We start from the raw sequence: 14,513 nt of genomic DNA, 5'->3' as shown, positions 1-14,513 counted from the left end.
CCGTGGCAGCCGCTTGGGAAGACACTACGCCTCAGCTATTGAGGTTTGACGATGGACGACAAAGGCACCGAAAACGCCGCAATCCTGTTGATGTCGCTGGGCGAAGAAGAGGCCAGCGAGGTCTTCAAGCACCTGTCGCCCAAGGAAGTGCAGGCGCTGGGCGAAACCATTGCCAAGCTCAAGGTCATCAAGCGCGCCCAGGTCGAGGAGGTGCTGGAGAAGTTCGACTCGGTCGCCGAGACGCACAGCACGCTGGTCACCGACACCGACGAGTACGTGCGCGCCGTGCTGCGCAAGGCGCTGGGCGAGGACAAGGCCAACCTGCTGCTGGACCGCATCCTGCAAGGCAGTGACGTGTCCTCCATCGAAAGCCTCAAGTGGATGGACGCGGCCTCCGTGGCCGAGTTGCTGCGCAACGAACACCCGCAGATCATTGCGGCCATCCTGGCCCACCTGGACTTCGATCAGACCAGCTCGGTGCTGAAGCTGTTCACCGAGCGGGGCCGCAACGAGGTGCTGATCCGCATCGCGACGCTGGACGGCATCCAGCCGACCGCGCTGAAGGACCTGAACGAGGTCATGAGCCAGATCCTGGCCGGCGGCGAGCGCATGAAGAAGAGCTCGCTGGGCGGCGCCAAGACGGCGGCCGAAATCATCAACATGATGGGCTCCAGCGTCGAAGCCTCGGCGCTGGACTACATCCGCGAAGCCGACGCCGACCTGGCCCAGAAGATCATGGACAACATGTTCACGTTCGACGACGTGAACAAGATCGACGACAAGGGCATCCAGGCCGTGCTCAAGGAAGTGCAGAGCGAGAGCCTCATCGTCGCGCTCAAGGGCGCCAGCGCCGAGCTGCGCGAGAAGATCTTCCGCAACATGTCCACCCGCGCGGCCGAGACGCTGCGCGAGGACCTGGAGACGCGCGGCCCGGTGCGGCTGTCCGAGGTCGAGGCCGAGCAGAAGGAAATGCTCAAGATCGTGCGCCGCCTCGTCGACGAAGGCCAGATCGTTCTGGCCGGCGGCGGCGACGACCAGTTCGTTTAAGGTCGCGGCATGGTCACGCGACAACCGCCCCGCCAAGTTCCCCCGCCCGACCGCCGCGAAGGCGAGCGGCGCGGCAGCTATGCGCGCTTCATCCCCGGTGAGGAAGTCCAGGGCGCCAAGGCCTGGAGCCTGGACCACCTGGGCGACACGCCGGCCTCGCCGTTTGCGCCCATGCGCCCCGGCACGCCCGCCGCCCAGCCTCCCGCCACGGCAGCAACCGCCGCCGAGCCGCCCCCGCCGCCCGAGCCCGATCTGCAGGAACAGCTGCACGCCGCTCGACAAGGCGGTTATCAGGACGGCTACCGCGACGGCATGGCCGCGCTGGACGCGTTCAAGCACAGCTTCGCGCAGCAGGTCAGCGCGCAGGTCGGCCAGCTGGTGAAGAACTTCGATGCCGAGATGCAGGCGCTGGAAGGCGACATGGCCCAGACGGTGGCCCGCATCGCGGTGGAGCTGGCGCGCCAGGTGGTGCGCAGCGAGCTGGAACAGCGCCCCGAGCTGATCGCCCGCGTGGCGCACGACGCCGTCGAGGCGCTGCAGCTGTCGGCCCGCCATGTGCGCGTGCGCGTGCACCCCGACGACTACCCGCTGGTGCGGGAAGGCGCCGGCACCGAGATGCAGGCCCGCGAAGCCCAGCTCATCCCCGATCCAGACGTGGCCCGCGGCGGCGTGAAGGTCGACGCCGACATCGCCAGCGTCGACGCGACGATCGCCACGCGCTGGCAGCAAGCCGTCTCGGCGATCGGCCAGCCGGCGATCTGGGAAGACCGCCGCGGTAGTGACGATGAATCTCTCTGAACGCAGCGAGCGCTGGCAGCGCTACCTGTCCGACCTGGAAACGCTGGCCGGCAATCCCACGCCGCTGGAGTCGCAGGGCAAGCTGGTGCGCGTGGCCGGCCTGGTGCTGGAGGCCACCGGCATCAAGGTGCCGCTGGGCTCGGTGTGCCGCATCCAGATGCCCAGCAGCGGCAGCAATCCACGCCGCGGCGCGGCGCCGGTGAACGCCGAGGTCGTCGGCTTCTCGGGCGACCGCGCCTACCTGATGCCCACCGACGAGGTGCAGGGCCTGTCCAGCGGCGCCACCGTCGTGCCGCGCCATCTGCCGCCGCTGGCGCCGCAGCTGGGCCAGCCGCTGCACCCCTGGCGCCGCGGCGAGGACCGTGGGCTGCACCTGCCCATGGGCGACGGCCTGCTGGGCCGCGTGGTGGATTCGCACGGCCATCCGCTGGACCGCGGCGGCGAGCTGGGCGGCATCCACAACGAACCCATGGTGCGCCGCCCCATCAACGCGATGGACCGCGACCCGGTGCGCACGCCGCTGGACACCGGCGTGCGTGCGATCAACGCGCTGCTGACCGTGGGCCGCGGCCAGCGCCTGGGCCTGTTCGCGGGCACCGGCGTCGGCAAATCGGTGCTGCTGGGCATGATGGCGCGCTACACCCAGGCCGACGTCATCGTCGTGGGCCTGATTGGCGAGCGCGGCCGCGAAGTCAAGGAATTCATCGAGGACATCCTCGGCGAGCAGGGCCTCAAGCGCAGCGTCGTCGTCGCCGCACCGGCCGACGCGCCGCCGCTGATGCGCATGCAGGGCGCGCACTACGCCACGGCGATCGCGGAATTCTTCCGCGACCAGGGCCGCCACGTGCTGCTGCTGATGGACTCGCTGACCCGCTACGCGATGGCGCAGCGCGAGATCGCACTCGCCATCGGCGAGCCACCGGCCACCAAAGGCTATCCGCCGTCATGCTTCGCCAAGCTGCCGCAGCTGGTGGAGCGCAGCGGCAACGGCCTGCCGGGCGAGGGCTCCATCACGGCCTTCTACACGGTGCTGACCGAAGGGGACGATCCGCAAGACCCGATCGCCGACGCGGCACGCGGCATCCTGGACGGCCACATCGTGCTGTCGCGCGACCTGGCCGAGGCCGGCCACTACCCGGCCATCGACATCGAGCGCTCCATCTCCCGGGTGATGACCAGTGTTGCACCCCAAAACCAGGTCGATTCCGCGCGTCGGTTTCGCCAACTTCTGGCGAAATACAACAAGGCCCGCGACCTGATCCAGCTTGGCGCCTATGCCCCGGGCAGCGACCCCGAGCTGGACCTGGCCGTCCGCCTGCATGCCGACATGACGCGGCTGCTGCAGCAGGACATGCACAGCCCGGCACTTCTTCACGCCAGCGTCAATCAGTTGCAGGCCGTCGTCCAGGGCGCTTGAAGTTCAAGCGCCGGTCGCCGATATCGACTGTGCGCCCGGCCATCCGGCCCGGCGCCGCGCTGGAGTAGTGAATGAGTGCATCCACCCTGAGCCTGTTGCTCGAACGAGCCGAAGCCGAGCGAGACGCTGCGGCCCAGGCGCTGCATGCCGCCAGCGCCCAGGCCGACGCCGCGCGCCACCAGCATGGTGAACTGGCCGGTTACCGCCAGGAATACCAGCAGCGCTGGACCCAGCAATTCGCCAGCGGCACGACGATGAGCATCGTCGGCTGCTACCAGAACTTCGGCCAGCGCCTGGACCAGGCCGTCGACACGCAAGGCCATGTGGCCCGCCATGCCGACCAGCGCCAGGACCGTGCCCGCGACGCCCTGCGCCAGGCCGAACTGCGCGTGGCCGCGCTGCGCCAGCTGATCAAGCGCCGCGAGGCGGAAGCCCAGCGCGCCAACGAGCGCCGCGAGCAGCGTGCCGCCGACGAGTTCGCGGCCCGTGCCCACCTGCGCCGCATGGCGCACGCCTGAGCCTGGGAGCGCCGACATGATCAGCAGCGCCCAGAACCTGCCGTCCAAGCCCGCCATGCCGCCGGCGGCCATGCCCGCCCCGGCCACGCCCGCTACCGGCCCCAGCTTTGCGCAATTCCTCACGGACCAGTCCGCGCCGCCACCTTCCACCGAGGGTGATGATGCCGCGACGACCTCCGAGGGCGTAGACGAAGGCGACATCGCCACGCGCAACACCGCCGCAAACCGCCGCAACGGCCAGCCCCGCCTGGCCGCCCCGCAGCGCGCGCCCGAGGCCAGCGCCAAGACCGCCGCGCCGACCGACAAGATCGACACGCGCCCGGCCGCCGACGTGAAGGCCGCCACCGATGAAGATCCCGATGCCGACACGCCGGAACTGGCCGAGTTCACGCAACTCATCGGCCTGACGCCCGCGCCGACGCTGCCCACGCCGGCACCCGTGACCACGGACGCGGCAGCCTCCGCGCTCCCCGCCAATGCCGATGACGCCGCGCGCGAGCGCACCGACGGCCGGCGCCTCGCGCTGGGCGATACAGGACGCAGCGTCGAAACGGCCGACAGCTCACGCCCGGCCGTGGACACGCGCGCCGACAGCAAGCCGGCGCCCCGCGCGGCGCCGCAGGTGGCCAGCACCGAATCGCTGCAGAAGGCGGCCGAAACACCGGTCAGCGCGACGGCAGCCCGGCAGGAAGCCACGGCGCCCAGCTTCGCCAACATGCTGGCGCAGTCGCTCCCCGCCCCCGTGGTGCGTGCCGACGCGCAGCCCGCCCCTGTGCCGCAGGCCGCCGTCCAGGCCCCGTTGAACAGCCCCGCCTTTGCGCCCGAGATGGGGACTCGCGTGAGCCTGATGGCCGTTGACGGCGTGCAGCGCGCCGAGCTGCAGCTCAACCCAGCCGAGATGGGGCCGGTGACGGTGGAGATCGTCGTGGACGGCAGCCAGGCGCAGGTTTCCTTCCAGGCCGCGCAGGCCGAGACCCGCCAGGTGCTGGAGCAATGCCTGCCCGACCTCGCAGCGGCGCTGCAAGGCCAGGGTCTGACCTTGTCGGGCGGTGGCGTGTTCCAGCAGAGTGCGCGTGACAACGGTCACGGTGACGGCCAACCGGGTAACGCGAATGCCAGCGGTGATGGACGCGGCACGCCAGGTGGCCAGGTTGGCGAGCCGGCGGCCAGCTCCGCCCCAGTCCGCCGCAGCGTGGGCCTGCTCGACACATTTGCCTGAAGCTGAAGCGGAAATAGCCACGCCCCGCTCAAGCTAATCCGCGCATCCCGGCGGGGGCCTGGGTCAATAATCAGGCGCAGATGGGCCCACCGCGTGTCGGGGGCTGGACCTTAAGGAGTTTTCATGGCGACTGCGCCTGCTGCCGAAGCGGCCGCGCCCCAGGGCGGCGGCAAGAAGAAGCTGGTCATGATCCTGGCTGCCGTGCTGGTGCTGGTGCTCGTGGGCGGCGGCGCCGCCGTGCTGTTGCTGAAGAAAAAGCCCGCCGAGGACGGCGAGGACGGCGCGGAGCACGCCGAGGTGGCCCCCAAGGCCAAGGCCAAGCCCAAGAGCGACAAGCCGCCCAGCTTCGTGCCGCTGGACCCTTTCACGGTCAACCTGGCCGACAAGGACGTGGACCGCTTCGCGCAGGTGGGCGTCACGCTGGAGGTGGACGACCCCAAGTTCGCTGAACAGATCAAGGCCTACATGCCGGCCATCCGCAGCAACGTGTTGATGGTGCTGGCGCACAAGACCGCCGCCGACCTGCTGAGCCGCGAGGGCAAGGAAAAGCTGGCCAAGGAGATCATCCGCGAGTCGGTGCGCCCCATGGGCATCGAGCTTGACGACGAGGACGAGGAAGACCCGCCGGCCGACGCGCCCAAGAAGAAAAAGAAGAAAAAGAAGGTGCAGGTCGAGAGCCCGGTCACCCACGTCCACTTCTCCAACTTCATCGTGCAGTAACGCGCAATGAATCAGCAGATTCTTTCGCAAGACGAAGTCGATGCACTGCTCCAGGGCATCACCGGCGAGAGCCAGAAGCTCGAGCAGGAAGAGGAGCAGGTCGGCGGCATACGCGAGTACAACCTCGCGAGCCAGGAACGCATCGTCCGTGGGCGCATGCCCACGATGGAGATCATCAACGAGCGGTTCGCGCGCAACATCCGCGTGGGCCTGTTCAACTTCATCCGCAAGAGCCCGGAAGTCGCCATTGGTGGCATCAAGGTGCAGAAGTACAGCGCCTTCCTGCGCGAGATCGTCGTCCCGACCAACTTCAACATCGTGTCGGTGAAACCGCTGCGCGGCAGCGGGCTCATCGTCTGCGACCCGACACTGGTGTTCGCCGTCATCGACTCGCTGTTCGGCGGCATCGGCAAGTTCCACGCGCGCATCGAGGGCCGCGACTTCTCACCCACCGAGCAGCGCGTCATCACGCGCATCGTCGAAGTCATCCTGACCGAGTACCACAAGGCCTGGAAGGGCATCTATCCGCTGGAACTGGAATACCAGCGCTCGGAGATGCAGCCCCAGTTCGCCAACATCGCCACGCCCAGCGAGATCGTCGTGTCCACGTCGTTCACGCTGGAGATCGGCGAAACCAGCGGCACCATCTACTTCTGCATCCCGTACTCGACGCTGGAACCCATCCGCGACGTGCTGTACTCCACAACGGTGGGCGACTCTTCCGAGCCCGACCGCCGCTGGATCAACCTGATGAAGCGGCAGATCCAGGACGCCGAGGTGGAGCTGGTCGCGGAACTGGGCACCGCGCCCGCCACCGTGGAGCAGTTGCTGGCCTTCAAGCCCGGCGACTTCATCGAGCTGGACCTCGAACCCTTGATCCAGACCAAGGTAGACGGCGTGCCCGTCTTCGAATGCCACTACGGCACGTCCAACGGCAAGTACGCCCTCAAGATCGACAAGATGCTGACCGGCTCTCAAGAGAGCTGGCTGGGAGCCAAACATGACGCCTGACACACCCAGCCAAGAAGAACAGGACGCAATGGCGGCCGAATGGGCCGCCGCGCTTGCCGAGGCTGCCCCCTCGCCCTCCCCGGCCGCCTCCGAGGTCACCGAGGTGCCCGAGCAGGTGTCAACGCCCAGCTTCGCCAACTTCTCGCCCACGACGGCGGGCGGGCCGGCGGGCGACATCAACATGATCCTGGACATCCCCGTCCAGCTGACCGTGGAACTGGGCCGTACCCGCATCCCGATCAAGAACATCCTGCAACTGGCCCAGGGCTCCGTCGTCGAGCTGGACGCGCTGGCCGGCGAGCCCATGGACGTGCTGGTCAACGGCTACCTGATCGCGCAGGGCGAGGTGGTGGTGGTGAACGACAAGTTCGGTATCCGCCTGACCGACATCGTCACGCCGTCGGAGCGCATGCGCCGCCTGTCGAAGGCCGCCTGACCTTTCCAGTCCCCGAACAAGGGCAGCTTTGCGCTGCCATTTGAGGGATTTGACGGCTCAAGTCCGTCCGCAGAATGCCGAGGCATGAATGCTTCCGGCCTGCTCCCCTTTCTCTGGTTTCTCGGCATCGTCGCGCTGATCCCGGTCGCGCTGTGGCTGCTGAAGCGCACACCCATGGGCGGCGCGGCTGCGGCCGGCGTGCTGCGCGTCGTCGCGCAGTTGCCGATGGCGCCCAACCAGCGCATCCTGGTCGTCGAAGTGGGCCAGGGTGAGGACCGCCGCTGGCTGGTGCTGGGCGCCACCGCACAGAACATCTCCACGCTGCACGTGATGCCGCCGCAGGCCGAGCCGGTCGCGCCGGCTACGTTCGCCAAGCTGTTGCACAAGGAGCGCGGCAATGCGTAAGGCCATCGGCCTCCTGCTGCTGCTCGCCGCCAGCAGCGCGCTCGCCCAGCAGGCACAGACGCCGCCCGCCACGCTGCCGTTGCTGGTCGGCCAGGGCGCCGGTGGCAGCAGCTACTCCGTGCCCATCCAGACGCTGCTGTTCTTCACGGCGCTGGGCTTCCTGCCGGCCGTCATCCTGATGATGACCGCCTTCACGCGCATCGCCATCGTGCTGAGCCTGACGCGCCAGGCACTGGGCACGCAGGCCGCGCCGCCCAACCAGGTCATCATCGGCCTCAGCCTGTTCCTGACCTTCTTCGTCATGAGCCCCACGCTGGACAAGGTCTATGCCGACGCCTGGCAGCCCTACAGCGCGGGCCAGATCCAGTTCGACGAGGCGCTGAAGCGCGCCGAGGTGCCGATGCGCGGCTTCATGCTGAAGCAGACCCGCCAGGCCGACGTCGCGCTGTTCTCGCGCCTGGCTAAGCTGGACGCCAGCATCAAGCCCGAGGACGTGCCCTTCAAGGTGCTGGTGCCCGCCTTCATCACCAGCGAGCTGAAGAGCGCCTTCCAGATCGCCTTCCTGATCTTCATCCCCTTCCTGGTCATCGACATGATCGTGGCCAGCGTGCTGATGAGCCTGGGCATGATGATGCTGTCACCCGTGCTCGTAGCCCTGCCCTTCAAGCTGATGCTATTCGTCCTCGCGGATGGATGGAACCTCCTACTCGGCTCTCTGGCCGCTAGCTTCGCCACCTGACATGGATGCTCAACAGGTTTTCACCTTCGGCCAGCAAGGCCTGTACATGCTGATGCTGGTGGCCGCGCCCATCCTCATCGTGGTGCTGCTGGTCGGCGTGGTCATCAGCGTGATCCAGGCGGCCACGCAGATCAACGAGGCGACGCTGTCCTTCGTGCCCAAGGTCGTCGCGGCCATCCTGACGCTGGCCATCGCGGGGCCGTGGATGATGACGGAGCTGGTCGAGTACATCCAGCGCACGCTGATGACGATTCCGTCTGTGGTGGGCTAGAGCGAGTCGATGTTCAGCGTCACCGAAGCCCAGTTGCTGGCGTGGCTGAACCCGCTGCTGTGGCCCTTCATCCGCACGCTGGCGCTGTTCGCTGGCATGCCCACGTTCAGCCAGCGCAACGTGCCGCTGCGGCTGCGCATCGGCCTGGCACTGTTCATCTCGGTGGCCGCCCAGCCCTCGCTGCCGGAGATGCCCATCACACCGCTGGACTCCGTGCCCGCGCTGACGCTGCTGGTCGCGCAGCAGCTGCTGATCGGCCTGTCCATGGGCTTCGCCGTGCGCATCGTGTTCGCCGCGCTGGAGTTCGCCGGTGAAATCATCGGCCTGCAGATGGGCCTGAACTTCGCCGGCTTCTTCGACCCCAGCACCGGCGCTCAGGGCACGGCCAGCGCGCGCTTCTTCGGCAGCATGGTGGCGTTTCTCTTCATCGCGATCAACGGCCACCTGCTGTTGATCAACGCGCTGGTTCAGAGCTTCCACGCCTTCCCGGTGGGCGACGAGCCCTTCGCCTTCCTGCGCGCGGTGCAACCTCAACGCTGGGGCGCCGAGATCTTCAGCATCGGCCTGTGGATCGCGCTGCCGCTGATCACGATGCTGATGTTCGTCAACCTCGTGCTGGGCGTGATCTCGCGCGTGGCGCCGCAGATCGGCGTGTTCTCGGTGGGCTTCCCACTGACGGTCAGCGTGGGGCTGATCGGCATGGTGGCCACGCTGCCGCTGATGCAGACGCCGTTCACGGTGGCATTGGAGCGCCTGCTGGCCGCGTTCAGCTAGGCCGGCCTTTCCTCAGCCGCCGCCACCCCAGCACCACGCCGCTGACCGAAACGACCAGGCCCACGGCCGACAGCACCCACATCACGCCGTCCCAAGCGGGCCGATGCCGGATCAGCCACGGGAAGTCGAAGCTGTGCGGCGCGTTGAACAGCCAGCGGCGCACGCGCGAGGTGGCTGTGCTGGTGCCCAGGATGCGGCCGCTGGCCGGGTCCACGTGCAGCCAGGTGCCGGCCGCGTCAGCGAAGCTCACGCGCCACACCGGCGTGACGCGACGGTTGTGATGGCTGTACCAGTGGGCGTCCTCCTGCTGCAGCCATTGCAGGCCGGTGATCGCGTCGCCCGGCTTCATGCGGCCCGCCGCCGCACGGATGTCGGCCTCGCCCAGTTGCAGCGGCGCGCCCGTGGCCGCGTCAACGACGCGCGACACGCCAGCGCCGTCGCGCCACTGCAGCAGCAGCCGGCCGTCGAAGCTCAGCAGCTCCAGCTCGCGCGCGTCCGGCATCGGTGCCTGCAGCGCGGCAAGCTTCAGCGCGGCGGCATCGAGCGGGCCGTGCCAGCGGGCGAGCCCGGCGGAGTCCGGCGCGGCACGCTGGAACCAGCGGTTGGGGTCCATCGACAACCAACCGCTGACCACCCAGGTCAGCACGAACACCCCACCCACCAGCCCGGCGACGTGATGCCAGCGCATCCACCCGCTGTACGGCGTGCGCCGCCCGTTGCGATAGCGCTCGCGCAGCCGCAGGCGCATCACGCCGATCACCAGGCCGGTGACGGCCGACACGATGCAGATGCCGCTGACCCAGATCACCACGTCGCGCCACAGCGGAGCATCGGCCCGCAACGGCGTGAAGTAGATCCAGTGCGGCACGGCGCCCAGCCAGTTCCACACCCGCTCGTGGCGCGTGGTGTCGCGCACGACCTCGCCGCTGACGGAAGAGACGTACAGCTCCGTGCCGGCCGCATCACCCATTTCCACGCGGTGCAGCGGGCGCAGCAGGTCCAGGCCTTGCGGCACGGTCCACTGGTCGCGCTGCAAGGTCTCCGCGACATGGCCGCCTGATTGGCCGGTGAACGAGCGCGCGATCCACAGCGCCTGCTCGGCGCCGAAGGCGCGCAGCGGCTGGCCATCCACGGCGGACCAGGCATGCGCGCGGCCCTTGGCGTCAAGGATGCGCCAGACCGGTATGGCGGTGCCGCCGGCGCCGTCAGCCAGCATCTCCAGCACGATGCGGCGCGGCGCCTGCTCGCGTACTTCAGGCGGCAGCCGCGCCAGCGCGTCGGCAGCGCTGAGGCGCGCCTGCCCGGTGCGCAGTGGCGCCAGGCCGGCCAGGCGCTCCGCCGCGGTCAGCGACGGATAGCCCACGTACATCATCACGAGGCCCGACAGCAACCACATGACGAACATCAGGCAGCCGATGACGCCCAGCCAGCGGTGCGTCCAGTACAGCCAGCGCCGCACGGGAGGCCAGCTGCGCAGGATCAGCCGGACGGGCCCGCCGGCGGCGGTGATCCTTGAGGCGTCAGAACCGTACATGGGCGGCCAGCTCGAAGCCACGCGGGCGTCCCAGCAGCCACTGGTTGCCGCTGTTGGACGTGGACAGCGCGTAGTCGCGGTTGAACAGGTTGAACACCTGCAGGTTCAGGCGCAGGTCGGGCATCGCCTGCCACGCCAGCGTCGCGTCGGCCACCGTGTACGACGTGATCTGCCGGGTGTTGGCCGTGTCCACCTGGCGCGGGCCGATATGACGCGCGCCAGCGGCGGCCGTCCACGCGGGCAGGAAGTTCCACCGCAGCCAGACATTCGCGGTCGTCTCGGGCACACCGGTCGGCGTGTTGCCGTTGCGCGAGACCAGCGAGCCGCCGACGATCTCCTGGAAGTCGTCGAACCGGGCCCGCAGCCGCGCCGCATTGGCCTCCAGCCTCAGCGTGTCGGTCAGCGCCAGTTCCAGCGTCGCTTCCAGGCCCTCGGACGACTGCTGGCCGATCTGCTGCTGCACATTGGGATTGAGGGGATCGCGCGACAGGATCTTGTTCTTCTCGATGCGGTAGGCCGCCACCGACCACGCGCCGCGCCGCTCGCCCAGCAGCTGCTTGTAGCCCAGCTCGATCTGGCGCCCGGTGGTGAGATCGAACTGCTGCTGCGCGGCGGACGTGGTCAGCAGCGCGCCCAGCGGATCGACCGCGCGGCCGATCTGCACATACGCCGATTGCGACGCGCTCGGCGCAAACACCAGGCCCAGGCGGCCGCTGGTGTAGTCGAAGGCCTTGCCGAAGCTGCTGGAGGCCGTGACGAGGTCGGTGCGCGCGAGGCGGGCGTGGTCATGGCGCAACCCGGCCACAACGGACCAGTGCTCGTTGACGGTCAACCGGTCCTCGATGAACAGCGCCTGCGTCTCGGCCTTGGCGCGGTAGCGTGGCGTGTAGGCATAGGCACTGCGGTATTGCCCGACAACGGGCGCAAACGGGTCGACGGCCACGGTGCCGCTGAAATAAGGCGAATCGTTGATGTGCGTGAAGCGCGTGTGGTTCAGCTCCAGGCCGATGCTGAGCTGGTTCTGCATCCCGGCCAGCGCGCCGCTCAAGCGCAGGTCGGTGCGATTGCCGATCTGTTCCTGCTGGTGGCCGATCTCCAGGAAGCTGCTCTGGCGCACGCGGCCGGAGGCGGCGTCCCAGCTGTAGTTCTCGGCGTTGCGCCAGTGGCGACGGCTGTCCAGGTGGTAGAGCTGGTTGCGCAGCTGAACGCTCTCGCGGGGCGTCCATTGCGCATCCAGGCGGGTCCAGCGGTCGCGATACTTGAGGACGGCGTCGTCGACGTTGTAGTTCTGGTGCTTGTTGCGGTCGTCCAGCTTGCCGTCGATCAGAGGAACGCCGAAGTAGCGCTGCGGCTGCTGGTGGCCTTCGTCGCGCGACAGCGTGAAGCTCAGCGTCGGCGACACGTCCAGACGCAGCGCGCCGCCCATGGCCAGGCTCTCGGCGTCGCCGCGCGGCATGAAGCCGTCGGTGGCGCGGTGGCTGATGTCGACGCGGTAGGACCAGCGCTCATCGATGGCGCCGCCGCTGCCGATGGCCAGCTGGCGGGCGTTGTCGGAACCGATGGCGACGCGGATCTCGCTCTGGATAGGCCCGCGCGTCGGCTTCTTGGGCACGAGGTTGATGGCACCGCCGATGGCGCCCTCGCCGTAGATGACCGACGCCGCGCCGCGCAGCACCTCGATGCGCTCGGTCGACCACGGGTCGAAAGGAAAGGTGATGGTGCCCGCGCCGACATACAGCCGCGTGCCGTCGAACAGCTGCATCACCGAGCCATGCCCGTTGAAACCGCGGGCGCTCATGCCGGTGCCGCCGTTGCCGGGCGATCCGGACATAGCGATGCCGGTGGCGCGGCTGGCGGCCTCCAGCACCGTGGTGTCGCCGCGCTCGCGGACGGTGTCGCCGCTGAGCACCTCGATGCTGGCGGGCGTCTCCAGCGCACTCAGGCCCAGGCGGCTCGCCGTGGTGGGCTTGGCCAGCGAGCGCTGGGCTTCGGCCTTGCCGCTGACCCGGACCGAGGGCAGCGTGCTGCCGTTGGCGCTGGTGTCGCTGGCGGCGGGTTCGGTCTGCGCCAGCGCGGGCAGCGTGGTCGACATCAGCGCGCAGGCCAGCGCCACATGGGTGGCGCGCGGACGGCTGATCAGGGGTGTGGGCGTTCCACGGCTCGGACGGTTCATTCGGTGCTCTCCATCGGCCTGCGTCCCCGCAGGCGTGTTCAGGAAGGAAACCGATGGATGGAGCGAGCACGGGCGACGCCACGCGGGCGGCGCGGCCTCGACGGCGCGCCGCACCCCGCGGCTTCCGGAGCAGTCGCAGGCCGGTATCCGGGCTCGCGGCTGGCACCAGACGCCCGAGGGCGTTCCGACACCGCGTGCTCGCCTTCCCATGCACCAGGGCACAGTGACTGCCGGCGTTGGACGCCGACCTGAGCACGCTTTCAACCGCTGACCGTTGCGGGGGCAGCACAGGCTTGGCGCCGTGGGGCGCTTACCTGTTTCCCGTTTAACCCGACCCATGACGGCCGGGCACCTTCGACTGTTTTGGCCGCCGCACGAACTGACGTGCCGGCGGCCGGGCGGCATTCTAGGGCGAGGGCATGTGCCCGCTCAGGATCGGCCTTGGCACTCAAGCCAGCGTGTTGTCTGACAGAGAGCGCCCTACGGCGGCGCTACCATACCGCGCGCCTAGCGCCCTTCCACAAGGCCAGAGTCGGCCGCCCGTCCAAGCGAGGAACTCATGAAGAAAAACAGTGCGGCCGTCGAATCGCTGCTGTCCCAGAATCGCGAGCAGGTGCTGAGCGAATGGCGCGCCGAATTGACAGCCGCTGGCGGAGGCCGTGGCCTCAGTTCCGAAATCCAGGGGACCGAGCAGTTGCTGGAGGCGCTGCTGGCCGCGCTGCGCGCCGACGGCGCGCTTGACAACTTCGACGACAAACCCTGGGAAAAGGTCCGTGAGTTCCTTTCCGGGCTGTCGCGTTCGCGCGCCGCGCAAGGCTCGACCGCTGCCGACACGAGCCGCTTTGTTCTGGCCGTGAAGAAGCCGCTTTTCTCTGGCCTGCAGCGCAAGTTGGCCCACGAACCCGAGACTCTCGTGATCGCCGTGTGGGAGGTGTCGACGCTGATCGACAACATGGCCCAGTTCACCGTGACGACCTACCAGCGCACGCGTGAGGAAATCATTTCCCGCCAGCAGCAGGAGTTGCTGGAACTGTCCACCCCGGTCATCAAGATGTGGGACGGCGTGCTCGCCGTGCCGATGATCGGCACGCTGGACAGTGGCCGCACCCAGCTGGTCATGGAGGCGCTGTTGCAGCGCATCGTCGAGACCGGCTCCACCATCGCCATCATCGACATCACCGGCGTGCCGACCGTGGATACGCTGGTCGCCCAGCATCTGTTGAAGACCGTGACGGCCATCCGTCTGATGGGCGCGGAATGCATCATCAGCGGCATCCGCCCGCAGATCGCGCAGACCATCGTGCATCTGGGCATCGACCTGCAGGGCATCATCACCAAGGCCACGCTGGCAGACGCGCTGGCGGTGGCCCTGAAACGGGCTGGCTTTGTGGTCTCCCGCAGCAAGCCGGCTGTAGCCGCCGCCACGCCGTCCGCAGCGGCGGCCGATTGAG

General features: G+C 68.5%; 15 protein-coding genes and 1 riboswitch. Of the genes, 13 read left to right on the top strand and 2 right to left on the bottom strand.

Features of this window, described 5'->3' with window-relative positions; translation table 11 throughout:
* Window positions 1-51 precede the first annotated feature (51 nt).
* From fliG to fliR, 12 genes are all read left to right on the top strand, one after another.
* A complete protein-coding gene (gene fliG / locus J2X21_RS20605) occupies window positions 52-1,047 on the top strand; it encodes a flagellar motor switch protein FliG (protein WP_310331711.1) in 996 nt (331 codons plus the stop codon).
* A gap of 9 nt (window positions 1,048-1,056) precedes the next feature.
* On the top strand, window positions 1,057-1,845 hold the full coding sequence (locus tag J2X21_RS20600) for a FliH/SctL family protein (protein WP_310331709.1): 789 nt from the start codon (window positions 1,057-1,059) through the stop codon (window positions 1,843-1,845).
* On the top strand, window positions 1,832-3,262 hold the full coding sequence (fliI, locus tag J2X21_RS20595; protein ID WP_310331707.1) for a flagellar protein export ATPase FliI: 1,431 nt from the start codon (window positions 1,832-1,834) through the stop codon (window positions 3,260-3,262). The genes J2X21_RS20600 and fliI overlap by 14 nt, the downstream gene beginning before the upstream one ends.
* Before the next feature lie 71 nt (window positions 3,263-3,333).
* A complete protein-coding gene (fliJ, locus tag J2X21_RS20590; protein ID WP_310331705.1) occupies window positions 3,334-3,780 on the top strand; it encodes a flagellar export protein FliJ in 447 nt (148 codons plus the stop codon).
* Window positions 3,781-3,796: 16 nt separating this feature from the next.
* Window positions 3,797-4,999: a flagellar hook-length control protein FliK gene (locus tag J2X21_RS20585; protein ID WP_310331704.1), complete on the top strand. Its 1,203-nt coding sequence runs from the start codon at window positions 3,797-3,799 to the stop codon at window positions 4,997-4,999.
* A gap of 123 nt (window positions 5,000-5,122) precedes the next feature.
* Entirely contained in the window at window positions 5,123-5,719 is a 597-nt protein-coding gene (locus J2X21_RS20580; protein ID WP_310331702.1) for a flagellar basal body-associated FliL family protein, read from the top strand.
* A 6-nt stretch (window positions 5,720-5,725) separates the two neighbouring features.
* A complete protein-coding gene (gene fliM, locus J2X21_RS20575; RefSeq protein WP_310331700.1) occupies window positions 5,726-6,730 on the top strand; it encodes a flagellar motor switch protein FliM in 1,005 nt (334 codons plus the stop codon).
* Window positions 6,720-7,166: a flagellar motor switch protein FliN gene (gene fliN / locus J2X21_RS20570; RefSeq protein ID WP_310331698.1), complete on the top strand. Its 447-nt coding sequence runs from the start codon at window positions 6,720-6,722 to the stop codon at window positions 7,164-7,166. The genes fliM and fliN overlap by 11 nt, the downstream gene beginning before the upstream one ends.
* A gap of 84 nt (window positions 7,167-7,250) precedes the next feature.
* Window positions 7,251-7,571 carry a FliO/MopB family protein gene (locus J2X21_RS20565; RefSeq protein ID WP_310331696.1) on the top strand — a complete coding sequence of 107 codons (321 nt, stop codon included), beginning with the start codon at window positions 7,251-7,253 and terminating at the stop codon, window positions 7,569-7,571.
* Complete coding sequence (gene fliP, locus J2X21_RS20560) at window positions 7,564-8,310, top strand: flagellar type III secretion system pore protein FliP (protein WP_310331694.1); 747 nt, start codon at window positions 7,564-7,566, stop codon at window positions 8,308-8,310. Before J2X21_RS20565 ends, fliP begins: the two co-directional genes overlap by 8 nt.
* Window position 8,311: 1 nt before the next feature.
* Window positions 8,312-8,581: a flagellar biosynthesis protein FliQ gene (gene fliQ / locus J2X21_RS20555; RefSeq protein WP_310331693.1), complete on the top strand. Its 270-nt coding sequence runs from the start codon at window positions 8,312-8,314 to the stop codon at window positions 8,579-8,581.
* A gap of 9 nt (window positions 8,582-8,590) precedes the next feature.
* On the top strand, window positions 8,591-9,355 hold the full coding sequence (gene fliR, locus J2X21_RS20550) for a flagellar biosynthetic protein FliR (protein WP_310331692.1): 765 nt from the start codon (window positions 8,591-8,593) through the stop codon (window positions 9,353-9,355).
* On the opposite strand, the gene J2X21_RS20545 is transcribed toward fliR, so the two are convergent.
* Both J2X21_RS20545 and J2X21_RS20540 read right to left on the bottom strand, forming a co-directional pair.
* Window positions 9,348-10,889 (bottom strand): PepSY domain-containing protein, encoded by a 1,542-nt coding sequence (locus J2X21_RS20545; protein ID WP_310331690.1) that lies wholly within the window; start codon window positions 10,887-10,889, stop codon window positions 9,348-9,350. The genes fliR and J2X21_RS20545 overlap by 8 nt on opposite strands.
* On the bottom strand, window positions 10,876-13,062 hold the full coding sequence (locus J2X21_RS20540; protein WP_310331689.1) for a TonB-dependent receptor: 2,187 nt from the start codon (window positions 13,060-13,062) through the stop codon (window positions 10,876-10,878). The genes J2X21_RS20545 and J2X21_RS20540 overlap by 14 nt, the downstream gene beginning before the upstream one ends.
* Window positions 13,063-13,183: 121 nt before the next feature.
* Window positions 13,184-13,433: riboswitch (cobalamin riboswitch) on the bottom strand.
* Window positions 13,434-13,621: 188 nt separating this feature from the next.
* On the opposite strand from J2X21_RS20540, the gene J2X21_RS20535 reads away from it, so the two are divergent.
* Window positions 13,622-14,512: an STAS domain-containing protein gene (locus J2X21_RS20535; RefSeq protein WP_310331688.1), complete on the top strand. Its 891-nt coding sequence runs from the start codon at window positions 13,622-13,624 to the stop codon at window positions 14,510-14,512.
* Window position 14,513 lies beyond the last annotated feature (1 nt).

It is taken from the genome of Roseateles asaccharophilus, assembly GCF_031458115.1.
GTDB classification, from domain to species: domain Bacteria; phylum Pseudomonadota; class Gammaproteobacteria; order Burkholderiales; family Burkholderiaceae_C; genus Pelomonas; species Pelomonas asaccharophilus_A.
The sequence above is the reverse complement of the archived record's forward strand: the minus strand, read 5'-3'. Positions and strand labels throughout refer to the sequence as shown.